At 70.6% G+C, this 21,428-nt stretch carries 18 protein-coding genes; 15 read left to right on the top strand and 3 right to left on the bottom strand.

The genetic code is table 11. The features are described from left to right. Nucleotides 1-9: 9 nt before the first annotated feature. Both DVH02_RS28825 and DVH02_RS28820 read left to right on the top strand, forming a co-directional pair. A complete protein-coding gene (locus DVH02_RS28825) occupies nucleotides 10-828 on the top strand; it encodes an ATP-binding cassette domain-containing protein (protein ID WP_114626790.1) in 819 nt (272 codons plus the stop codon). Continuing rightward, entirely contained in the window at nucleotides 825-1,679 is an 855-nt protein-coding gene (locus tag DVH02_RS28820; RefSeq protein ID WP_114626789.1) for an ABC transporter ATP-binding protein, read from the top strand. The genes DVH02_RS28825 and DVH02_RS28820 overlap by 4 nt, the downstream gene beginning before the upstream one ends. 74 nt (nucleotides 1,680-1,753) lie before the next feature. Here the strand turns inward: DVH02_RS28820 and DVH02_RS28815 are convergent, their stop codons facing one another. Then, nucleotides 1,754-2,392 (bottom strand): MerR family transcriptional regulator, encoded by a 639-nt coding sequence (locus DVH02_RS28815; protein WP_114626788.1) that lies wholly within the window; start codon nucleotides 2,390-2,392, stop codon nucleotides 1,754-1,756. 179 nt (nucleotides 2,393-2,571) lie between these two features. Here DVH02_RS28815 and DVH02_RS28810 point away from each other — a divergent pair, with 179 nt between their 5' ends. The 4 genes from DVH02_RS28810 (at nucleotide 2,572) to DVH02_RS28795 (ending at nucleotide 6,293) form a co-directional block, all read left to right on the top strand. Beyond that, nucleotides 2,572-4,167 (top strand): flavin-containing monooxygenase, encoded by a 1,596-nt coding sequence (locus DVH02_RS28810; protein ID WP_114626787.1) that lies wholly within the window; start codon nucleotides 2,572-2,574, stop codon nucleotides 4,165-4,167. Further along, a complete protein-coding gene (locus tag DVH02_RS28805; RefSeq protein WP_114626786.1) occupies nucleotides 4,164-5,066 on the top strand; it encodes an alpha/beta fold hydrolase in 903 nt (300 codons plus the stop codon). The genes DVH02_RS28810 and DVH02_RS28805 overlap by 4 nt, the downstream gene beginning before the upstream one ends. Next, on the top strand, nucleotides 5,063-6,019 hold the full coding sequence (locus DVH02_RS28800) for an SDR family oxidoreductase (RefSeq protein WP_114626785.1): 957 nt from the start codon (nucleotides 5,063-5,065) through the stop codon (nucleotides 6,017-6,019). Before DVH02_RS28805 ends, DVH02_RS28800 begins: the two co-directional genes overlap by 4 nt. A gap of 94 nt (nucleotides 6,020-6,113) precedes the next feature. After that, nucleotides 6,114-6,293, top strand: a complete 180-nt coding sequence (locus tag DVH02_RS28795; RefSeq protein WP_114626784.1) for a hypothetical protein — start codon at nucleotides 6,114-6,116, stop codon at nucleotides 6,291-6,293. Between the two features lie 68 nt (nucleotides 6,294-6,361). On the opposite strand, the gene DVH02_RS28790 is transcribed toward DVH02_RS28795, so the two are convergent. After that, entirely contained in the window at nucleotides 6,362-6,562 is a 201-nt protein-coding gene (locus DVH02_RS28790) for a hypothetical protein (protein ID WP_114626783.1), read from the bottom strand. A gap of 30 nt (nucleotides 6,563-6,592) precedes the next feature. Here DVH02_RS28790 and DVH02_RS37005 point away from each other — a divergent pair, with 30 nt between their 5' ends. The 7 genes from DVH02_RS37005 (at nucleotide 6,593) to DVH02_RS34925 (ending at nucleotide 14,599) form a co-directional block, all read left to right on the top strand. Further along, a complete protein-coding gene (locus DVH02_RS37005; RefSeq protein ID WP_325051411.1) occupies nucleotides 6,593-6,964 on the top strand; it encodes a DUF397 domain-containing protein in 372 nt (123 codons plus the stop codon). Between the two features lie 482 nt (nucleotides 6,965-7,446). Beyond that, complete coding sequence (locus DVH02_RS28780) at nucleotides 7,447-8,697, top strand: methionine adenosyltransferase (protein ID WP_114626782.1); 1,251 nt, start codon at nucleotides 7,447-7,449, stop codon at nucleotides 8,695-8,697. Continuing rightward, nucleotides 8,697-9,623 (top strand): aminoglycoside phosphotransferase family protein, encoded by a 927-nt coding sequence (locus DVH02_RS28775; protein ID WP_114626781.1) that lies wholly within the window; start codon nucleotides 8,697-8,699, stop codon nucleotides 9,621-9,623. Before DVH02_RS28780 ends, DVH02_RS28775 begins: the two co-directional genes overlap by 1 nt. 224 nt (nucleotides 9,624-9,847) lie before the next feature. After that, nucleotides 9,848-11,140: a serine--tRNA ligase gene (gene serS / locus DVH02_RS28765; protein WP_114626779.1), complete on the top strand. Its 1,293-nt coding sequence runs from the start codon at nucleotides 9,848-9,850 to the stop codon at nucleotides 11,138-11,140. Next, nucleotides 11,140-12,162, top strand: a complete 1,023-nt coding sequence (locus DVH02_RS28760; RefSeq protein ID WP_114626778.1) for a glycosyltransferase — start codon at nucleotides 11,140-11,142, stop codon at nucleotides 12,160-12,162. The genes serS and DVH02_RS28760 overlap by 1 nt, the downstream gene beginning before the upstream one ends. A gap of 1,113 nt (nucleotides 12,163-13,275) precedes the next feature. Then, nucleotides 13,276-13,689, top strand: coding sequence for an NUDIX hydrolase (locus DVH02_RS28750; RefSeq protein ID WP_114626800.1), 414 nt, complete (start codon nucleotides 13,276-13,278; stop codon nucleotides 13,687-13,689). 295 nt (nucleotides 13,690-13,984) lie between these two features. After that, nucleotides 13,985-14,599, top strand: coding sequence for a hypothetical protein (locus DVH02_RS34925; RefSeq protein ID WP_147286149.1), 615 nt, complete (start codon nucleotides 13,985-13,987; stop codon nucleotides 14,597-14,599). Here DVH02_RS34925 and DVH02_RS28740 read toward each other — a convergent pair. Beyond that, nucleotides 14,536-18,000, bottom strand: a complete 3,465-nt coding sequence (locus DVH02_RS28740; protein ID WP_114626799.1) for a S41 family peptidase — start codon at nucleotides 17,998-18,000, stop codon at nucleotides 14,536-14,538. The two genes, DVH02_RS34925 and DVH02_RS28740, sit on opposite strands and share 64 nt — an antisense overlap. 298 nt (nucleotides 18,001-18,298) lie before the next feature. Here DVH02_RS28740 and DVH02_RS28735 point away from each other — a divergent pair, with 298 nt between their 5' ends. Both DVH02_RS28735 and DVH02_RS28730 read left to right on the top strand, forming a co-directional pair. Beyond that, nucleotides 18,299-18,871, top strand: coding sequence for a TetR/AcrR family transcriptional regulator (locus tag DVH02_RS28735; RefSeq protein WP_114626776.1), 573 nt, complete (start codon nucleotides 18,299-18,301; stop codon nucleotides 18,869-18,871). Nucleotides 18,872-18,995: 124 nt separating this feature from the next. Then, nucleotides 18,996-21,251, top strand: coding sequence for an MMPL family transporter (locus DVH02_RS28730; protein WP_114626775.1), 2,256 nt, complete (start codon nucleotides 18,996-18,998; stop codon nucleotides 21,249-21,251). Nucleotides 21,252-21,428: the final 177 nt, after the last annotated feature.

Raw genomic sequence — 21,428 nt, 5'->3', positions numbered from 1 at the left:
GAGGACCCGATGAACGTGCTCGACGTCCAAGGGCTGACGATCCGTACGGAGGAGGGACGCGACCTCGTCTCCGACGTCTCCTTCTCGATCGGCGCCGGCTCCCGGCTCGGCCTGGTCGGCGAGTCGGGATCGGGCAAGTCGCTGACCGCGCTCGCCGTGATGGGGCTGCTGCCACCCGGCATGACCGCGTCCGGGTCCATCGCGCTGACCGCCCACGGCGCACCGCCCGCCGAGATCGTCGGCGCCACCGAGCGGGCGCTGAACGGGCTGCGCGGCCGTGCGGCCACCGTCGTCTTCCAGGAACCCCTCACCGCGCTCGACCCGCTGATGCGGCTGGGCGCCCAGCTCGCCGAGCCGCTGCGCGCCCGCCACGGCCGGGGGCTGCGCGGGGCCGCGCTGCGCCGCGCGGTCGAGGAGGCCCTCGACCGGGTACGGCTGCCCGAGCCCGGCCGGATCGCCCGCGCCCACCCGCACGAGATCTCCGGCGGCCAGCGCCAGCGGGTCGCCCTCGCCATGGCCCTGGCCTGCGAACCGGCGCTGCTGATCGCGGACGAGCCGACGACCGCGCTGGACGTCACGGTGCAGTCGGAGGTGCTCGCGCTGCTGGACACCCTGGTGGCCGACCGGGACATGGCGCTGCTGTTCATCAGCCACGACCTGGCGGTCGTCTCCGCCGTCACCGACCACGTCCTCGTACTCAAGGACGGTACGGCCGTCGAGTCCGGCAGCGTGGCCGACATCGTGGGCCGGCCCGTCCACCCGTACACCCGGGACCTGGTGGGCAGCGCCCGCCATCTCGAAAGCGCTCTGGAACGGATCGTCCGATGAACGCGACCGCTGTGCTCACCGCCGAAGACGCCGGGTTCGCCTACCGGGGCGCCCCCGCCGTCCTGCACGGCGTCTCGCTCGACATCACGGCGGGGCGCAGCGTCGGCCTGGTCGGTGAGTCGGGGGCGGGCAAGACCACCCTGCTGCGGCTGCTGCTCGGCCTCACCCGCCCCACCAGCGGCCGGATCCTCTTCGAGGGCGCCGAACTGAGGCCGCGCGACCGGGAGTTGACGCGCCGCTTCCGGCGGAGCGTGCAGAGCGTGTTCCAGGACCCGTACTCCTCGCTCGACCCCCGCCAGCGGGTCGGCCGGATCGTCTCGGAACCGCTGTGCTCGCTGGGGCTGACGGCGGAAGCGGGGGCGGAGGGCGACGGATCAGGGGCGCGCGGCGGCCGGGCACTGGGGATACGGGCGCGCGGCGCGCGGCGGGACGATCCGCGCGTCGGCGCGGCGCTCGAAGCGGTCGGGCTCCCGGCGGACGCGGCGCTGCGCTACCCGCACGAGTTCTCCGGCGGCCAGCGCCAGCGCGTCGCGATCGCCCGCGCCACGGTCTGCGATCCGCGCGTGCTGCTCGCCGACGAACCGGTCAGCGCCCTCGACGTGACGACGCGGGTCAGGATCGTCGATCTGCTGCTGGAGCTGAAGGAGAGCCGGGGGCTGACCATCGCGATGGTCTCGCACGACCTGTCCGTGGTCGCCGCGCTCTGCGAGTGGACGGCGGTGCTGGAGTACGGCCGGGTGGTCGAGCAGGGCGACACCGCCTCCGTGCTGGGCTCGCCGTCCCACCCGTACACCCGGCGGCTGATCGCGAGCGTGCCGAGGCTTCCGGCGGCGGACGGCACCGCCGGGTAGCGGCTGCCGGTGGCGCCGGGCCGTGCGGTGGCCTCGGGCTGTGCGTCCGCCTCGGGCTGTGCGTCCGCCTCGGGTCACGCGTCGGCCCGGGGGTCCTGCCGCAGCCGCCGGTCCAGCGCCAGCGACAGCTCCGCCGCCACCACGCTCCGCGCCAGCGGGCGCAGCTTGGCCGGATCCGCGCCCGCGGCCCCGGTCCTGGCCCGCAGGACGCCGGTGAAGATCTCCGCCAGCGCGTCCGCGTGGCCGCGCACCTCGCGCCCGGCGGCCAGGACGGTCGCGAGCGGGACGCCCTCCCGTACCAGGGCCGCCGAGATGTCCAGCAGCCGCCGGCTTATGTGGACGATGTCGGCGCCGTCCGTGGCGAGATAGCCGAGGTCGAGCGCGGCCGTCAGGTTCTCGGCGGTGACCTCGCCCTCGAAGTAGTCGGCGAGTTCCTCGGGGGAGAGCCGTACGGGAGTCTCCTCGGAGGGTTCGCCGAGGCCGAGGACCGTCCCGACGTCCCGGCCGGTCTCGATGGCGGCGGCGAGATGGGCGATGCCGTTCAGGGTGTGGCCGCGCTCCAGCAGGGCGGCGATCGTCCGCAGTCTGGCCAGGTGGCTGCCGTCGTACCAGGCGATCCGGCCCTCGCGCCTGGGCGGCTGGATCAGCCCGCGCTCGCGGTAGAAGCGCACGGTGCGCACGGTGATGCCCGCCTCCCGGGCCAGCTCCGCCATGCGGTACTCGCGGTGTGCGCGACCTTCTGCCCGACCCTCAGCCATGCCGGGAAGCCTATGCGCCCTCCCGGGAGACTGGTCGGGTCCGCCCCCTACCCATGAGTACGGTGCTGCCCTAGTCTCCAACTGCGCCAGTGATTGCTGGCGTGGTTTGCCCGTGTGGTGGGTCAGGAGGCGGTATGGGCCAGGACGAGAACGCAGGCGAGGGCCGGCAGGTGCGCGAAGGCCGCCCGGCGGACGAGGGCCGGCATGTGCGCGTGGCGGTGATCGGATCCGGATTCGGCGGCCTGGGCGCGGCCGTCCGGCTGCGCAGGGAGGGCATCACCGACTTCGTCGTCCTGGAGCGGGCCGCCTCCGTCGGCGGGGCGTGGCGGGACAACAGCTACCCCGGGTGCGCCTGCGACGTGCCCTCGCACCTCTACTCGTTCTCCTTCGCCCCCAACCCCGACTGGCCGCGCACCTTCTCCGGGCAGCGGCACATCAGGGCGTATCTGGAGCATGTCGCCGACACCTTCGGGATCCGGCCGCATCTGCGGCTCGACCACGAGGTGCGGCTGATGCGCTGGGACAACGACGCGCTGCGCTGGCGGATCGAGACCGCGCGGGCGACCTTCACCGCCGACGTGATCGTCTGCGCGACCGGCCCGCTCTCCGACCCGAAGATCCCGGACCTTCCCGGGCTGGCGGGCTTCCCCGGCCGGGTCTTCCACTCCGCGAACTGGGACCACGGCTACGACCTGCGCGGCAAGCGCGTCGCGGTGATCGGCACAGGCGCCTCCGCCATCCAGATCGTCCCCTCGATCCAGCCCGCCGTGGCACGCCTGACGCTGTTCCAGCGGACCCCGCCCTGGGTGATGCCCCGGGCCGACCGGACGATAAGCGCCGTGGAACGCGGACTGCACCGCGCGCTGCCCTTCACCGCCGACCTGCGGCGTGGACTGCTCCGGGCCATGAGGGAGTTGCAGATCCAGGCGTTCACCAAACGGCCCGGCGAACTCGGGCTCGTCGAGTACCTGGCCCGCGCCAACATGGCGAGGGCGGTCAAGGACCCGGCGCTGCGCGCCAAGCTCACCCCCGACTACCGCATCGGCTGCAAACGCATCCTGCTCTCCAACTCGTACTATCCGGCCCTCGCGCGCCCCAACGTCGACGTGGTCGCCTCCGGGCTCGCCGAGGTGCGCGGCGCGACCCTCGTCGCCGCGGACGGTACGCGCGCCGAGGCGGACGCGATCGTCTTCGGCACCGGCTTCCACGTCACGGACGCGCCGGTCGTCGACCGGGTGGTCGGCGCCGACGGCACCACGCTCGCGGAGGCGTGGAAGGGCGGCGCGGAGTCGCTGCGCGGCGCGACCGCCGCCGGATTCCCCAACTGGATGACGATCCTCGGGCCCAACACCGGGCTCGGGAACTCCTCGATGATCCTCATGATCGAGGCGCAGCTGAACTACATGGCGGACTATCTGCGGCAGCTGGACGGACTCGGCGGCCGGAGGCGAGGCCGTGACGACGGTACGCGCGTCGCGCTCGCGCCCCGCCCCGAGGCCGTACGCGTCTGGAACCAGCGGGTACAGCGCCGGATGGCCCGTACGGTCTGGAACACCGGCGGCTGCACCAGCTGGTACTTCGACGCGAACGGCCGCAACACCACCGTCTGGCCGGGCACCACGTCCGAGTTCCGGCGGGCGACCGGGGAGGTGGACCTCGGCGAGTACGAGGTGATCCGCGCCGCCGCGCCCGCCGGGCCGGCCACGGGTGCGAAGGCGGCCGTGCGATGAGGCAGCCGCCCAGGGAACGCGAGGTGACCGTACGCTCCGCCGACGGTTCCCCGATACACGCCGAGGTGTACGGCGAGGAGGGCCGGCCCGCCATCGTCCTCGCGCACGGCTGGACCTGTTCGCTCCGCTTCTGGGCCGCGCAGCTCGCGGACCTCGCCGTCGACCACCGGGTGATCGCCTACGACCAGCGCGGCCACGGCCGCACCCCGGCGCCCTCGGGGAGCGCGGGCTACTCCACGGAGACGCTCGCCGACGATCTGGAGGCGGTGCTCGCCGCCACCCTCGGACCCGGCGAACGGGCCGTGGTCGCCGGGCACTCGATGGGCGGCATGACGATCATGGCCGCCGCGCCCCGGCCCGTCTTCCGGGAGCACGCGGCGGCCGTCCTGCTGTGCAACACCGCCAGTTCCAGGCTGGACTTCCACACGCGCATCGTGCCGATGCGCGCCGGGCGCGTGCGGACCGCGCTCACCCGGCGGATCTTCGCGGCGCCCCTCCCGCTCGGGCCGGTCACACCGCTCTCGAAGCGGCTGCTGCGCTACGGGACGATGGGCGCGGGCGCGGCCCCCGAGCGGGTGGCGGAGTGCGCGCGCATCGTGCAGGCGTGCCCCTCGCCCGTCCGGATCGGCTGGGCGCACGTTCTCGGCGCGCTGGATCTCGACGCGGAGGCAAGGGAGTTGACCGTGCCCACCGCCGTCATGAGCGGCGGCGAGGACCGGCTCACCCCGCCCGGCCAGGGGCGGTCGCTGGCCGCCGCGCTGCCGGACCGCGTATCGCTGACCGTACTGACCGGCGTCGGGCACATGGCGCCGGTGGAGGCGCCGGAGGCCGTCACGGCGGCGATACGCGAGTTGAGTGCCACGTATCTGGCCACGGGCGCGGAGGGAGCGACGGCATGAGCGGTGGCGTGAGCGGTGCGGGCGGTGCGGGCGGTGCGGGCGGCGGGGGCCGCGCGGGGCGCGCGGGCCGACGGGGCTGCTGGCAGCTCGAAGGCCAGGTCGCCGTCGTCACGGGCGCGGCGCGCGGTGTCGGGGAGCTGCTGGCCCGCAAACTCTCCGCGCGCGGCGCGAAGGTCGCGCTCGTCGGTCTGGAGCCGGAGGAGCTGGCGCGGGTCGCGGGCCGGCTGCACGGGGAGTGCGGCCACTGGTACGCCGATGTCACCGACGCCGCCGCCATGGCCCGGGTCGCGGCCGAGGTCGAACAGCGCTTCGGCCGGGTCGACATCGTGGTGGCCAACGCGGGGGTGGCCTCCGGCGGGCCGTTCGCGGACTCCGACCCGGACGCGTGGCGCCGGGTCATCGAGGTCAATCTGATCGGCGGCGCGGTGACGGCACGGGCCTTCCTGCCCGCGCTGGGGCGCGGCCGGGGCTACTTCCTCCAGATAGCGTCGCTCGCCGCGATGGCGCCCGCGCCGATGATGACCGCGTACGCCGCGTCCAAGTCGGGCGTCGAGGCGTTCGCGCACAGCCTGCGCGGCGAGGTCGCCCACCGGGGCATCCGGGTCGGCGTCGGCTATCTCTCCTGGACGGACACCGACATGGTGCGCGGCGCCGACCGGGACGCGGTGATGCGCGAGCTGCGCCGCGGGCTGCCCTGGCCCGCCAACCGCACCTATCCGCTCGGCCCCGCCGTGGACCGGCTGGTCTCCGGGATCGAACGGCGCGCCCCGCACCTGTACGCGCAGTGGTGGCTGCGCGGCGCCCAGGGCGTGCGGGGGTATCTGCCCGGCGTCATCGCCGCGGCGGGACGCCGCGAGATGCGGCGCTTCGAACCCCGGCTGAAGGGGGTGTCCCGGGGGCTCATGGGCGCGGGCGGGGCGGCCGACGAGCGGGACCGTACGCTCCGTAACTGATCGAAATGCGTGGAATGTCGGCTCGTGTCAGTCTGGTCGAGGCCCCACCCCCGAAGGTCCCGGGCCCTCAGAAAATCCAGGAGCTGACATTCCCATGGGCATTTCCGACCAGTTCAAGGACAAGGCACAGCAGCTCGCCGACCAGGCGAAGGCGAAGGCGGACGAGAAGAAGGACCCGTCGAAGAACAAGGACCGCGCGCAGGACGCACGTGACCAGGGCCGGTCGAAGGCCCAGGACACGCGCGACGAGATGGACGACCGCTTCGACCACTGACGCGCCCGTCCCACGCGCGAACACCGAAGGCGCACCCGGCTCCGGCCGGGTGCGCCTTCCGGCGTTGATCAGGCGGTCGCGAGTTCGTCGCCCAGCGACACGGGGGTGACGTCGCAGAGCCGGCTGATGAGCTGGGACGCCAGAAACCACCGGGTGGTGGCGCGGTCGGTGTACGGCACGGGGACATCGGGGGTGGCCAGCGCGGTGAGACCGGCGGGTCCCCGTACGTACGGCGTGCCGATGACACCGAAGAGACGGGGGCGCCGCACGCGCAGGGCGACGTACCCGGTGCGGCCGAGGTGGGGGCAGTGGCGGGCCGAGGCGACGGCGTGCTCAAGGCAGAGGGGCGGGTGCTGGGTGAGGCGGCCCTCCGCCCAGCCGGGGGCTGCGGAGGCCGTCGGGGCCGTGCCCGTGTCCGGGGAGTCGTGGTCGTGGTGCCGCTCCGGTTTCGGCTCCAGGAACAGGACGCCCAGCTCGTTGCGGGAGGCGGGTACAGCGGCGGCTCGGGCAACAGCTGTGTTGAGATCGCCGATCTGACCGCTACGCGCGGTGCGGTCGGTGTTCGCGACTCCAAGGACAAGCGCGGCCCGGCCCTCCTCGTCACGGCGACGACGTGGACGGCCTTCGTCGAACTGGCGCGATCCGAGCGGACCCGTTCCGGCACGGTCTGAGCGCATCTGCTCAACTGGTGGTCTTCCCCAGATGGTTCGGGGGAAGGCCACCAGTGTCTACAGGCAACCGGGTCGGGGCGGCAGTACCGGGCGGGTGCGCGTCGTTGCGACGTAGCTGGACGCTCGGGGTCACTTCGTGGCGACTGCATAGACGCTGCCCCAGTGGCGCTTCGGGTTGGCCATGGTGGGGTCGGGCCGCAGGCGGCGGCGCTGGGTCTGCGGCCAAGGCCAGGGATCGGCAGCGCTGGGCGGGATTGCCCTCTGGCTCGATTGACGGCGTTCCGGGAACATACACCTCGTTTCAGCGCATGACCTCCATCAGCCCGCTGCGAAAGACGGCCTCGTAGCGGGCTACGGACAACTCGCCTGCATCGTCGCGCACTTGCGCGTGCCGGGCGTCCCGCGATGATCCTGGTTCCGTCCACCCAACAGGGGCCGTACGAGACCGCGCAGGTTCCATCCAACTCTGTGAGGAGCAGGTCATGCCTCGAACCAGCACGACCGTCGGCAACAGCCACGTAGTGATCGAGACCAGCGCGCCCCAACCGGACGCGACTTCCATCGTCGAGCGCAAGGGCCTCGGCCACCCGGACACCCTCGCCGACCACCTCGCCGAGCGCTTGTCCCGCGCCTACAGTCAGTACACCGTGCAGCACTTCGGTGCCGTACTGCACCACAACTTCGACAAGCTGGCTCTCCTCGGCGGCGCGAGCGAAGTCCGCTACGGCGGCGGAAAGATGACCTCCCCGGTGCGAGTCCTCGTCAATGGCCGGGCCGCGCCGGGGTGCGATGGCGAGGCTGTCCCCGTCACGGAGATCGTCGAAGCGGAGGTCAAGGCGTTCTTCGCCGAACGACTGCCGGAGGTGTCGGATCACCTCGATATCGACTTCAACATCACGAGCAATTCGAGCCCCGGTGCCGTGCTCATCGGCGACGACACCCCCGACCGAACCCGCTGGTTCAACCCGCGCTCCATAGCGGACCTCCGTGAGCGCCGAGTGCGTCTCTCGAACGACACCTCCCTCGGGACAGGCTGGGCACCCGAGAGCCCCTTCGAGACGTTCGTCCGCGAACTGGTGGATCACTTCTCCGGACAGAGCGACTTCACGCAGGACCACTCCTGGTGCGGTTCCGACGTGAAGCTCATGGGCTACTGGGACGGCGAGACCGCCGACATCGTGCTGTGCGTGCCGCAGAAGTCGCGTCACGTCGGCAGCCGGGCGCAATACATCCGCAACACCGAGAACGTCCTGGCCGAATGCAACCGGCTCGCCGGCATCAGCCTTCCTGGCGCCGAGGCTCGATTCCGGCTCAACGCCAGGGACGTACCGGAGAAGGACGAGCTGTACCTGACGTACACGGGAAGCTCGATCGAGTCGGGTGACGAAGGGGTGGTCGGCCGGGGCAACCGCGTCAACGGGCTCATCACACCTCTGCGCCCGATGAACCTGGAAGGAGCCAGCGGAAAGAACCCGGTCTACCACGTCGGCAAGCTCTACAACATCGCCGCCATTCGGCTGGCGCGACGGCTCCATGAGGCTACCGGCGAACACGCGGAAGTCCACCTGGTGAGCACCACGGGGCAGAGGCTGGACCAGCCCTGGCGCGTCCTGGTCCGCCTCACCGCGCAAGAAATCGAGGTCGACAAGGTCCAAGCGCTCGTCACCGAAGCTCTGGAAGAGTTCCCGGCCCTGACCGACGAGCTCGTTCAAGACGGGATCGTGCTGAGCTGATGACTACGCGGACGCTCGGCGAAGTGCCCACAGGATGTCGAGAGCGGCTGATCGCACACTACGGGGCGAAGGCTCAGGAGTGGCTGGACGCCGTCCCCGAAGTGCTGGGGCAGATGGCGGAACGCTGGAGACTCACACTCGCGGGTTATCACGATGCCGGACACGCCTCTGTGATCGCCACGGCTGCCGATCTCGACGGGCGTCCGCTGATTCTCAAGGCTTGGGCCGACCCCACCCGCTACCAACATGAGGTCTGCGCGCTGCGCTTGTGGGCCGGCGAGCTGACGGTCGATGTCATGGAGACCGCCGACGACCAGGCGGTGGCGCTTCTCGAAATGGTGGGAGGGCGTCCCGGAGGCTCCGACTGGCGGCAGCGAGAGACACAGATGGTCGCCGGCGCGCTGCACGGGCTGCACCTCCGCGGGCGGGCCGAGCTGCCCGAAGGGAGTCTCCCGCTACTCGGTGACTACCTTCGCTTCGAGGTGCTGCCCCGCATCGAGAAGCGAGCGCTGCGCCTCGATCTGGGTCCGTGGCAGCCGCTTGCCGACGACGAGCTTCGCGCGATCACCATGCTCCAAGAGGACCCTCGACGGTCCACCGTGCTGCACGGGGACCTGTACCGGGAGAACGTGCCCTTCGACGGCCAAGGCCACCCACGGCTGATCGATCCCGTGCCCATGGTGGGCGACGCCGCCTTTGACTGGGCCTTCTGGACGGTCTACTACGACCTTGGCCGAGAGACGAGCCAGCGGCTCGCGACGGCCGCCCGGATCTCCCGCATCCCCGTCCCGGTCATTGCGCCGTGGTGCAGGTTGCTGTCCCTCGATGGCCTCCTCTACTACGTGGACACCGACGACCCGAGAGCACCACAGATGTTCGGGGTGCTCTCCTTCCTATCTGTCCGAGGAGCCGGAGGCGACGTATGAAGACGCACATCCTTCGCCACGGTCAGACGGAGTACAGCACGAAGCACCGGGGCAGCGGCGCCCCCTCCGTCCCTGGATCGCGGACCTGCTGTCCGATCTTGATGCGGAGGCCGGCCAAGATCCCGACGATCGGGGTGACGCGGCGATATAGCGGGGCGACGCCATGTCGGCAGTTGCTACCGTCAGAGCGGTAGCTCACTTTCCAGAGATGAAGGACCTCCGCCATGCATGATGCCCGCGCCCTGATCGACCTGGGTGCCGAAGCGGTACGTCGGCTCGCCCGTCGCGGTTACGCTCTGGACCTGTCCGTCCTGGAGGACCTTCAGTCCCGACGGAACCAGAGCATCCGCGAAGCCGATGAGCTGCGGGCTGAGTCCAAGCGCGTGGCCAAGGAGGTCCAGGAGACCGCGAAGCAGGGCGGGGACATCTCCAAGCTGAAGGATCGGGCGCGTGAGATCAAGGATCAGGTGCGCGAGATCGAAGCTGGGCACGATCGAGTACAGGAAGAGCTTCGTGACCTCCTCCTGAGCATCCCGAACTTCCCCGATGACAGGTCTCCAGATGGCAACTCGGAGGACTTCGCGGTCGAGGTCCGCCGCGTGGGGACTCCGCCGGTCTTCTCATTCGAGCCGAAGGATCACGTCGACCTCGGTGAAGCCACCAGCATCCTCGACTTCGCTCGGGCGACGAAGCTGTCGGGGCCTCGTTTCGCGGTCTCGCGTGGAGCGGGTGCAGCTCTTGAGCGGGCACTCGCGACGCTCTTCCTCGACATTCACACGCGGCGGCATGGCTACGTCGAGCACTCGGTTCCGTTCCTGGTCACCCGCAAGACGATGACCGGCACGGGTCAGCTGCCGAAGTTCGAGGAGGACCTGTTCAAGACAGGCGTCGCCGATCGAGAGCTGTTCCTGATCCCGACCGCCGAGGTCCCACTGACCAACCTCTACGCCGAAGAGGTCATCCCGCCTGCGGAGCTACCGCTCGCGCTCACGGCCCAGACACCGTGCTTCCGTTCGGAAGCCGGCTCGTACGGCCGCGATACTCGCGGCCTCATTCGCCAGCACCAGTTTTCCAAGGTCGAGATGGTGCGGATCTGCGACCCGGGCGACGCCGACGCCGAGCTGGAGAAGATGATCGGACACGCCGAGGCGTGTTTGAGGGAGCTGGGCCTCGCCTATCGCGTCATGACCCTCGCCGCTGGTGACACCGGCTTTTCAGCCGAGCTCACCTATGACCTGGAAGTATGGCTGCCGAGCCAGAATACCTACCGCGAGATCTCGTCCATTTCCAACTTCGGCACCTTCCAGGCCCGCCGCGCGAACATTCGCACGCGTGGCACTGATGGAAAGCCCAAGCTGGTCGCCACCCTCAATGGCTCGGGCCTTCCGATCGGCCGAACCTTGGCCGCACTGCTCGAACAAGGCCAGCAGCAAGACGGCTCGATCGTCCTGCCTGAATCACTCGTCCCGTATCTCGGCTTCCGCCGTATCTCGGCGGACGGAACACCGGAGGCATAGTGCTCGTCGGCGTCTGCGACTTTCCTGGTAGCTACGTTTTCCCCCCTGCCGGATACGGCGGGATCGAACGATGGCTCTGGGCGGTCGCAGTAGGCGCCCGCGCCGCAGGCGCCGACGTGCACCTTCTCGGGCCGGGCTGGCTCACGGACCTTGAAGCCGAATGGGTCCGCAAGCCAGTCCGCCTCGAAGACGTCGCCGCTGGATCTCAAGCCGAGCGGGGTCTCCGCGACGCGGGATACGACCTCCTGGTGGTCGGCCACGAATACCCCTCGCTCGCCGCTTGGACGCGTACGTGGAACGAGCTGGATTGCGACGTGGCCACCTTCCAGCACTCACCCGTCTTTCAGCACACGAGGACAGCATTCGACGGCAAGCGGTCGCGGCTGTACTGCTACTCGCCCGAGATGATCGAGCGATACGCAGCTCATCAGCCGATCCCGGAGCTTGCCGTTCACCTCGGGCTCAACGAGGAAGAACCGCCAGCCGTAGCCGGGCGGGACCTCGTGTGGCTCGGCCGAATCGATGAGGAGAAGGCCCCGCATCTGGCTACAAGGGCTGCGCAGATACTCGGCCGGCGGATACGCATCGTGGGTCCTGTCTTCGACGAGGACTACGTGCGCCGGCACGAGAAGCTCCTCACCGCGGATCACGTCGAGTGGGTGGGCGAACGTGGCGGCCAGGCCAAGACCGCTGCTCTCCGTGACGCATCGGTTTTCGTCTACACGTACGCGCGCAACTACGTAGAGGCCGGAGCCGCGGTGTTCGGCGAGTCCCTTCGGGCTGGAACCCCCATTGCCGCGCTGACCTGGCGCAAGGGAACGTGTGCTGAGGCTGCGCTGTGCGACCGGACCGGCGCGATCGCTGTCGTCGATCCTGAAGTGGACGACGAGACGGCGGCAGGCACGCTCGCTGAGGCCATTGAACAAGCACAGTCACTCGACCATCGCCAGGTGCAAGTGACCGGTCAGCTACGGTTCGACCCCGCACGTCACTTCGAGGAGATGGCGGCTCGCCCGTGCTAAGCGGGGCGCTGTGTCAGCAGATACCCAGTCTGCTGCGGAAGGCTCTGGGAGCCCACTGGGAATTCTCAATCGATGGCGACGCCCTGGAGATTCAGCACCCCCATCGAGGCTCTCCATACCGCCCACCCCGTCGGACCCCGTCGTGGGCAGACCTTCTCGGAGCACTCGAACAGGGCTTCGCCGCTCAGGGTGTTGCGCGGGATTCATGCTTGCCCCTTCGGTGGGGTCGCGAGACCGAACTGACCATTTCGGCAGTCCAAGCCCTCGACCCACTCCTCAAGGAAGGTCGCTCAGAAACCTATCGCCGTGGCTTCATTCCTCAGCCTGTAGTGCGATTCACTGGTCAGCGCACTGAATCTGGGGAACTTCGTGACGGGTTTCTGACCTCTTTCGTCAATGTTTCCTGCGTGCAGCCTATCGACGATATTGCCGAGTACGGGGCGATAGTTGATTCCTGGCTTTCCATACTCTCTCAACTCGGATTCCATGCACGGCACATAAGCATCTACGGTCGGGTCGCAGTGTGGCAACGCCGCCAAGTGAAGGGAATCACGCTACGGTTTCGACACGTGGGCCTGACCCTCGGCGACGTTGTTCTCCTCTGGCACACGGACCATCCGCAGCGCATGGCAGTTGATCTCGGTACCAGCCTCGAACGACTGGCCTGGGCCAGGACGCTGGGAAGCTGGAACGAACTTGTCTTCGGGCCGCTGGCTGGTGCGGCCCCTCCGCCTGCCTTGGATGCCATCCGTACGGCGACGCTCCTCCTCGGAAACGGCATCACCCCTGCCGCACGTGGCGCTGGAGGGATAACCCGCCGAGTTATCGGGACGCTCCCGCCCGAGTTGGTTCGGCTGGGTGTAAGCGCCGCAGTCCGGTCATCACACCAGTATTGGACGACCGTTGCGGCACTTCCCGCACCATGGCCCGCCGTCGCATCCAGTATCGAGCACGAGTGCAGCCGCCACCGGCCTCACAGTGTCATCTGATCCTGGGAAACGCCGTTTGCCTTGGCTTGCTTGGCTTTCGGGGCCGGTCGAAGCTCCGCGAGGTACTTGGCCCATCGCATTGTTATTGTTCCCACCCATCCTGGCCGTCCTGGAGGAGCAGAAGGTGACGCAGCGGAAAACGGAGGAACGACCGGGCATCGCCGCTGCCATTGTCGTCAGCGAGGGGCGCGTGCTCATGGTGCGTCGCAGGGTCAGCGAGGGACAACTCTCCTGGCAGTTCCCGGCTGGAGAGGTTGAGCCCGGTGAGGCGCGCGAGGACACCGCCGCACGGGAGACCCACGAGGAGACCGGCCTGCGCGTCGCCGCCGTGAAGCTGCTCGGCGAGCGGGTCCATCCGAAGTCCGGCCGGCTGATGTCCTACACGTCCTGCGTTGTGAGGGGCGGTACCGCTCATGTCGCGGACACCGAGGAGCTGGCCGAGCTCGCCTGGGTCACCCACCGCGAGATCCCGCAGTACGTGCCGTACGGACTGTTCGAGCCCGTCCAGGCGTATCTCGACAGCGTCTTGAACGCCTGAGCGGTTCAGGCGGTGGCCATGCTGGGGCACCTCGAACTCAAGCCAGAGCACCTGCGGCCATGGGGCGACGCTGAGTTGGGACTGCTCTAAGCCGGGTCGCGGGATCGCACGACCCGGTGGGGAAAGACCTTGGGGCGCGCGAGGTGAAGGGCTTTCAAGGTTTTTGGAAAGGCACTTCGAAACAACCCTTCCCCAACCCGCCCCGGGGGAAGTGACCGTCGCCCGTGGGTTGCGGGAGCTGGAGGCGTACGGGTATCTCCGCCGTACGAGGGAACGCACCGCAAGCAATCGGTGGGTGACGCGGACCGTCGCGTACGACATGCCTCGGGACCTCACGCCGCCGGTGCCGGAGCCCGTGCCGGAGCCGACGTCTCCGGCGAAGATCTCGGCCGCGCCCGCGCCGCCGCCTCCCGTCTTACCCGAGCCCGATCAACCCGGTCTCACCCGCCACCGCACCGCCTCCGAACTCCTCGTCGGGCTCCGCTCGTACGACGCCCGGCTGATGCTCTCCGAGCGGGCGATCCGGCGCCTGGCCCCCGCCGTCTGCGCATGGCTGGAACGTGGGGTCGAGCCCGTCGCCGTACAGCGCGCCCTCGTCGACGGTCTTCCGGCTGCTCCCCTCCGTTTTCCGGCGGGCCTCATCGGCCACCGGCTCGCCGAGTTGCGTCCCCCGCCGCTGCCCGCAGGGGAGATCCCGCCCGGGTTCGACCCGCTCCAGAACTGCGAGCGTTGCGAACGCGCCTTTCGCGCGGCGGAACCGGGCCGCTGCGGGAGTTGCGTGGGCCCGCAGGACGACGGCCGTGCGTCGGGCGGCGTCGACAGGGGCTCCGGTGGTGAGCGGGTGGCTCAGCTCAGAGCGTTGCTGCGCGGCGGCAGCGGCGGGCGGCGTAGGTCCGGGACCGCGCCGTAGCCCGGCGGGGTGGCCGCCGGGTGTCCTGCCAGCAGGTCGAGCGCCATCCACACCGCGTCGTCGAGCTGCGCGTGCCGGCCCTCCGCCCAGTCCAGCGGGGTGCGCAGCGCCTCCACGTCCGGCGCCACGCCCCGGTTCTCGATGGACCAGCCGTACGCGTCGAACCAGGCCGCGTTCATCGGGACGGTGATCACCGTGCCGTCCACCAGCCGGTGGCGTCCCGTCATGCCGACCACCCCGCCCCAGGTGCGCTGCCCGACCACCGGCCCCAGGTTGAGCAGCTTGAACGCCGCGGTGATCATGTCCCCGTCGGAGGCGGTCGCCTCGTCGGCCAGCGCGACCACCGGGCCGCGCGGGGCGTTGGAGGCGTACGAGACGGGCTGGGCGTCGCGGGTCAGGTCCCAGCCGACGATGCGGCGGCTGAGCTTCTCCACCACCAGCTCGCTGATGTGGCCGCCCGCGTTGCCCCGTACGTCCACGATCAGCGCGGGCCGGGAGACCTCCAGACGCAGATCGCGGTTGAACTGGGCCCAGCCGGAGCCGCCCATGTCGGGGATGTGCAGATAGCCGCACCGGCCGCCGCTGATCTCCCGTACGGCCTCGCGGCGTTTGGCCACCCAGTCCTGGTAGCGCAGCGGCCGTTCGTCGATCAGCGGCACCACGGCGACCCGCCGGTGCCGTTCCTCCCGGCTCTCGCGGCCCTCACGCGCGGCCGGCCGGAACGTCAGCTCGACCGTGGTGCCCCCGGCGGCGGAGAGCAGCGGGTACGGGCCGCTCACCGGGTCCACCGGGCGTCCGTCCACGTGGGTGAGTACCGCGCCCTCGCGGATCCCCGTACCCGCCAGCGGCGAGCGGGCCCGGGAGTCCGAGGAGTCGCCGGGCAGGATGCGCTTGACCGTCCAGTCGCCGTCCCGGCAGACGAGGTTGGCGCCGAGCAGGCCCATCGCGCGCTGGTAGTGCGGCGGTCCCTCGTTGCGCCTGGCCGGGGTGACGTACGCGTGGGAGGTGCCCAGCTCGCCCATCACCTCGCGCAGCAGATCGGCGAACTCGTCGGGCGAGGCGACCCGTTCGAGCAGCGGCCGGTACTGGTCGAGGACGCCGTCCCAGTCGATGCCGCACATCCGCGGCTCCCAGAAGTACGCCCTGATGACGCGGCCCGCCTCCGCGTACGCCTGGCGCCACTCCGCCGCCGGGTCGACGTCGTGCAGGATGCGCCGGGGATCGAGGAAGACGGTCGTGTCGAGGTCGCCCAGCTCGGTGGCGGGTACGGCGCGCAGCTCGCCGTCGTCCACGAGCACCAGCCTGCTGCCGTCGCCGCTCGTCGCGAACCAGTCCAGATGGGAGACGAGTTCGCTCTTGCGCGCCTTGGCGATGTCGAAGTGTTCGAGGGTCGGCCGCCCCGACATGTCCGCCGGGTTGGCGAACGTCTCGCCGAGCGCCCCCGAGATCGGCCAGCGCAGCCAGACCAGCCCGCCACCGGCGACCGGGCGGAGGGCCGAGTACTTGGACGCGGTGACGGGGAAGGGGGTGACCCGGTCGGCGAGCCCCTCGACCTCGACCGTGACCGTACCGTCGCCCGACTCGCTCAGCGCGGCGTCGAGCCCGCCCGCCGCCGGACGGCCGTCCGGGGAGAGGGCGAAGGGGGAGGGGGTCGCGGAGGAGAGGGGGACGAGGTAGGGACGGCAGCCGAGCGGGAAGGAGAGGTCGCCGGTGTGCACGTCGTACACCGGGTCGAAGCCGCGCCAGGAGAGGAAGGCCAGATAGCGGCCGTCGCTGGTGAAGACCGGATTCTCGTCCTCGAACCGGCCGTTGGTGACGTCGACGACGGTACGGGCGAAGCTGCCGGAGATCTTGGCGAGCTTGATCTGGCGCAGCGAGCGGCCGATGCCGGGGTGGGACCAGGTGAGCCAGCCGCCGTCGGGGGAGAAGGCGAGGTCGGTGACGGGGCCGTTGATGGAGCGGATGAGTTCGGTGACGGGGCCGGTGGGTGCGGCTGCGTCGATGGGCGTGGCGGTGGCTGTGTCGGTGCCTGTGGCGGTGGCTGTGGCTGTGGCGGCGTCCGTGACCGTCTCCGTCTCCGCGTCCTCGCTCTCGGTGTGCGTATCGGCCGCTTGCCGGGCCGCTTCCCCGGCCTCATCCGCCTCGGCCCCCTCGTCCGCCACATCGACGAGCAGCAGCCTCCCGTCGTGCGAGGCGACCGCGATCCGTTCGCCCTCCGGGTCGGCCACCATCTCCAGAACGCGGCCCAACTGCCCCGAGGCCAGCCGACGCGGCTGCCGGTCGCCGCTGGCCCGGGGCAGATACGCGATCTCGACGGCGTCCGCGCCGTCCGCGTCCGTCACATAGGCGACCTGGCCTCCGCTGCCGAGCATCACGGGGTTCCTGACCCGTACGCCCGGCGTGTCCGCGATGGTGCGGGCGGGGCCGTCGCGGTGGGTGAGCCAGTAGAGGCTGCCGCGTACGGAGACGGCGCTCGCCCGGCCCGTCAGGTCCACGGAGATCCCGTCGATGTGGCGGCCCGCCGGTACCTGGTAGCCGCGCCGTCCCGCGCGCGGTCCGCCGAGCCGTACGTCCAGCCTGCGCGGCACCGACTCGGGCGTCAGCGCGTCCACCAGCCAGAGGTCGCCCGCGCACTGGTAGACCACCCGGCGCCCGTCGGACGAGGCGTGGCGGGCGTAGAAGGCGTCGTGGTCGGTGTGGCGGCGCAGATCGGCGCCGTCGGGCAGACAGGAGTAGAGATTGCCGACGCCCTCGTGGTCGGAGAGGAAGGCGATGCGCCCGGCCACGAACATGGGCGAGTCGAGATGGCCGCCGATGTCCGCGAGCAGCCGCTCGCCGTGCAGCCAGAGCCGCCCGGTCGCCCCGCCCCGGTACCGCTTCCATGCGGCGGGTTCGTGCGGCGGCTTCCCGGTGAGCAGGAGCGTACGGCGCTCGCCGTCGACGTCCGCGACGGCGATGTCGGTCACCGGGCCCCAGGGCAGCGCGCCGCCGGGGGAGCCGTCGAGGGGCAGGCTGTACGCCCAGGCGAAGTACGAGAAGGGCTGGCCGTGCGAGGAGACGGCGAGGATCTGCGCCTCGCCGTCCTTGTCGGGCGGCGTCCAGCCGCAGACCCGCGTGTCGGTGGCGCCCCAGTACGTCAGCCGCCGGGACGGGCCGCCCGCCACCGGGGCGAGATGGATCTCCGGATCGAGGCTGCGCCAGGTCGTGTAGGCGATGTGGCGGCCGTCGGGCGAGAAGCGGGGATGGCCGATCCTGGTCCGGTCCACGGTCACCCGCCAGGCCCGCTCGGGCCGCTGCCCGGCCGGGGCGACGGGGGCGATCCAGAGATCGTCCTCGGCGACGAAGCACAGGGAGTCGCCGTGCAGGTGCGGGAAGCGGAGATACGCGGTCTCGTCACTCACCTCCCCCATGCTGCACGCGTCGGGGACGGCGCGCCTCTTGAGCGGGGGGTTCCGGCCGGTTCCGGCGGGATCCGGGCGGGTTCCGGGCGGGATCCGGGCGGGATCCGGGCGGGATTACGCCGCCCGCGTCCGGCGAGCCGAGGGGCCGCGCGGGCGGGGGCGGAGACGTGTGACGGGGCGGGTGGTGGAGGCGTGTGGCGCAGGCCACAAGCGAAACGGTTTCGTTTCGTTCGGCTGGGGCGTTATCTTCGTACTGTACGAAACCGTTTCGTTCGGATCGCTCACGGAAGGCCCGGCCATGGCACGCAGCAGACTCACCCCCGAGCGCGAGGCCGAGCTGTACGCCGCCGTGCTCGATCTGCTGCGCGAGGTCGGTTACGACGCCCTCACCATGGACGCCGTCGCCGCCCGTACCCATTCCAGCAAGGCCACCCTCTACCGCCAGTGGGGGAGCAAGGCCGAACTGGTCGTCCGGGCGATGCGGAGCAGCAAGCCGCTGCACATGGACCGGATCGACACCGGTTCGCTGCGCGGGGACTTCCTCGCCATGGTGTCGCGCGTCGACGACTGCCAGGTGGAGAAGGACTCCGCGCTGATGCGGGGGCTGTTCCACGCCGTGCACCACAATCCCGATCTGCACCAGGCACTGCGCGAGCTGCTCGTGGAGCCCGAGATCAACGGGCTTCACGCGCTGCTCCAGCGTGCCGTGGACCGCGGGGAGATCTCCGCGGACGGTTCCGCGCTCAAATACGTCACCCACATGCTGGTCGGCGCCTTCGCCGCCCGGCAGCTGATCGAGGATCTGCCGCCGGACCAGGCGTTCCTCCGCGATTACGTCGACGCCGTCGTCTTCCCCGCCCTCGGTGTCTGATCTTCGGAACCATCCGTACCACCCGTAGTGCCCCCAGCACTCCGCAGTACCTGACGCGTACCGCTCTGCCGTCGGGCCGGCTCCCCATGCCCTGTTCGTTCCTGAGACCCGGGAGTACGCCCTCGTGGCCACGTTCCTCTACAAGCTCGGCCGGTTCGCCTTCCGGCGCCGCCACTACGTCGCCCTCGTGTGGGTGGCGCTGCTGGCGCTCGCCGGAGTCGGCGCCGCCTCCGCCTCCACCGCCACCTCAAGCTCCTTCTCCATACCGGGGACGGAGGCGCAGAAAGCGTTCGACCTGCTGGAACAGCGCTTCCCCGGAGCGAGCGCCGATGGCGCGACCGCCCGGGTCGTCTTCAAGGCGCCCGATGGCGAGAAGATGTCCGACGCCGGCCACAAGGCCGAGGTCGGCAAGATCGTCAAGGAGCTGACGGACAGCTCGAAGCAGGTCGCCTCGGTGACCGACCCGTACAAGGCGGGCGGCCTGTCCGAGGACGGTACGACGGCCTACATCCAGGTCGCGTACAAGGTCAACGGGATGGAGCTGACCGACGCGACCCGCACCGCGCTCGAAGAGACCGGCACCGACGCCCGGGACCAGGGGCTGACGGTGGAGATCGGCGGTGACGCGCTCCAGGCCATGCCGGAGACCGGCGCCACCGAGATCATCGGGGTGGCGATCGCGGCCGTCGTGCTCGTGATCACCTTCGGTTCGCTGATCGCGGCCGGACTGCCGCTGCTGACCGCCCTCATCGGCGTCGGCGTGGGCATCTCGACGATCACCGCGCTCGCCAACGTGCTGGATCTCGGCTCGACCACCTCCACCCTGGCGATGATGATCGGCCTCGCGGTCGGGATCGACTACGCGCTGTTCATCGTCTCCCGCTACCGCAACGAACTGGCCGAGGGCCGGGACCGCGAGGAAGCGGCCGGTCGGGCCGTCGGTACGGCGGGCTCCGCCGTGGTCTTCGCCGGGCTCACCGTCGTGATCGCGCTCGTCGGCCTCGCCGTCGTCAACATCCCGATGCTCACCAAGATGGGCTTCGCCGCCGCCGGTACGGTCGTGATCGCCGTCCTCATCGCGCTCACCCTCATCCCGGCCGTGCTCGGCTTCGCCGGTAAGCGGGTGCACGGACGCAAGCAGCGCGCGGCGCTGGAGGGCAGGGCCGCCCGCACGGCCGACGGCCAGGAGCAGGACGAGGAGAAGCCCAACATGGGCACCCGCTGGGCGCGCTTCGTCCTGCGCAAGCCGGTCGCCGTCCTGGTCACCGCCGTCGTGGGCCTCGGCATCATCGCCGTCCCGGCCGCCTCGCTGGAGCTGGGACTGCCCGACGACGGTTCGCAGCCGACCAGCACCACCCAGCGCAAGGCGTACGACCTGCTGTCCGACGGCTTCGGCCCCGGCTTCAACGGGCCGCTGATGGTCGTGGTGGACGGCAAGGCCGACGACAACGCCAAGGCGGCGGCCACCAAGGTCTCCGACAGCATCAAGAAGATGGACGCCGCGGCGGTCGTCACCCCGCCCGCGCTCAACAAGGCGGGCGACACCGCGACCATCACGGTGATCCCCAAGGACCGCCCCTCCTCCGTCAAGACCGAGGACCTGGTCCACTCCATCCGGGACACCGGCGCCACGGTGAAGTCGGACGACGGGGCCGAGGTCCTGGTCACCGGCGCCACCGCGATGAACATCGACTTCTCGGAGAAGATGAACGACGCGCTCGTCCCGTACCTCGCGCTCGTCGTCGGCCTCGCGTTCCTGCTGCTGATGCTCGTCTTCCGCTCGGTGCTGGTGCCCCTCAAGGCGGCGCTCGGCTTCCTGCTCTCCGTGGTCGCCGCGCTCGGCGCCGTCGTCGCGGTCTTCCAGTGGGGCTGGCTCGGCAGCCTGTTCGGGGTCGAGCAGACCGGTCCCATCATGTCGATGATGCCGATCTTCATGGTCGGCGTGGTCTTCGGTCTCGCCATGGACTACGAGGTCTTCCTCGTGACCCGGATGCGGGAGGCGTACGTCCACGGCGAGCGGCCGGGCGAGGCGGTCGTCACCGGCTTCCGGCACGGTGCCCGGGTGGTCGTCGCCGCCGCCGTCATCATGATCGCCGTGTTCGCGGGCTTCATCGGCTCCAGCGAGTCGATGATCAAGATGATCGGCTTCGGGCTCGCCATCGCCGTCTTCTTCGACGCCTTCGTGGTGCGGATGGCCATCGTGCCCGCCGTGCTGGCGCTGCTCGGCAAGCGGGCCTGGTGGCTGCCGCGCTGGCTGGACCGGCTGCTGCCCAACGTGGACGTGGAGGGCGAGGCGCTCCAGAAGACGCTGGCCGGATCCGGCGCCGGGGACGGCCCCGACGGCGGCCCGGGTGCCGACCGCGAGCTGGTGCGCGTCTGATCCCACCGGAAAACCCTGGCTCCGGGGCCGCCGTACGAGCGGTGCGCGGCCCCGGAACGCGACGGCGCCGTGGGGACGGGAGCCGGAGCGGAACACGCGGCCCGGTCGCACGCCCTGGTGGGGGGTGTGGACCGGGCCGCTGTTCGTTTCCACGCGGCTGCGGGCTGCGGGCTGCGG

It is taken from the genome of Streptomyces corynorhini (genome assembly GCF_003346515.1).
Classification (GTDB): domain Bacteria; phylum Actinomycetota; class Actinomycetes; order Streptomycetales; family Streptomycetaceae; genus Streptomyces; species Streptomyces corynorhini.
The sequence above is the reverse complement of the archived record's forward strand: the minus strand, read 5'-3'. Positions and strand labels throughout refer to the sequence as shown.

Bases quoted from the DNA above. Each gene is read 5' to 3' on its own strand.
- serS (WP_114626779.1), top strand. From the start codon at position 9,848: ATGCATGATGCCCGCGCCCTGATCGACCTGGGTGCCGAAGCGGTACGT.
- DVH02_RS28775 (WP_114626781.1), top strand. From the start codon at position 8,697: ATGACTACGCGGACGCTCGGCGAAGTGCCCACAGGATGTCGAGAGCGG.
- DVH02_RS28800 (WP_114626785.1), top strand. From the start codon at position 5,063: ATGAGCGGTGGCGTGAGCGGTGCGGGCGGTGCGGGCGGTGCGGGCGGC.
- DVH02_RS28810 (WP_114626787.1), top strand. From the start codon at position 2,572: ATGGGCCAGGACGAGAACGCAGGCGAGGGCCGGCAGGTGCGCGAAGGC.
- DVH02_RS28825 (WP_114626790.1), top strand. From the start codon at position 10: ATGAACGTGCTCGACGTCCAAGGGCTGACGATCCGTACGGAGGAGGGA.
- DVH02_RS28815 (WP_114626788.1), bottom strand. From the start codon at position 2,392: ATGGCGGAGCTGGCCCGGGAGGCGGGCATCACCGTGCGCACCGTGCGC.
- DVH02_RS28820 (WP_114626789.1), top strand. From the start codon at position 825: ATGAACGCGACCGCTGTGCTCACCGCCGAAGACGCCGGGTTCGCCTAC.
- DVH02_RS28805 (WP_114626786.1), top strand. From the start codon at position 4,164: ATGAGGCAGCCGCCCAGGGAACGCGAGGTGACCGTACGCTCCGCCGAC.
- DVH02_RS28795 (WP_114626784.1), top strand. From the start codon at position 6,114: ATGGGCATTTCCGACCAGTTCAAGGACAAGGCACAGCAGCTCGCCGAC.
- DVH02_RS28735 (WP_114626776.1), top strand. From the start codon at position 18,299: ATGGCACGCAGCAGACTCACCCCCGAGCGCGAGGCCGAGCTGTACGCC.
- DVH02_RS28780 (WP_114626782.1), top strand. From the start codon at position 7,447: ATGCCTCGAACCAGCACGACCGTCGGCAACAGCCACGTAGTGATCGAG.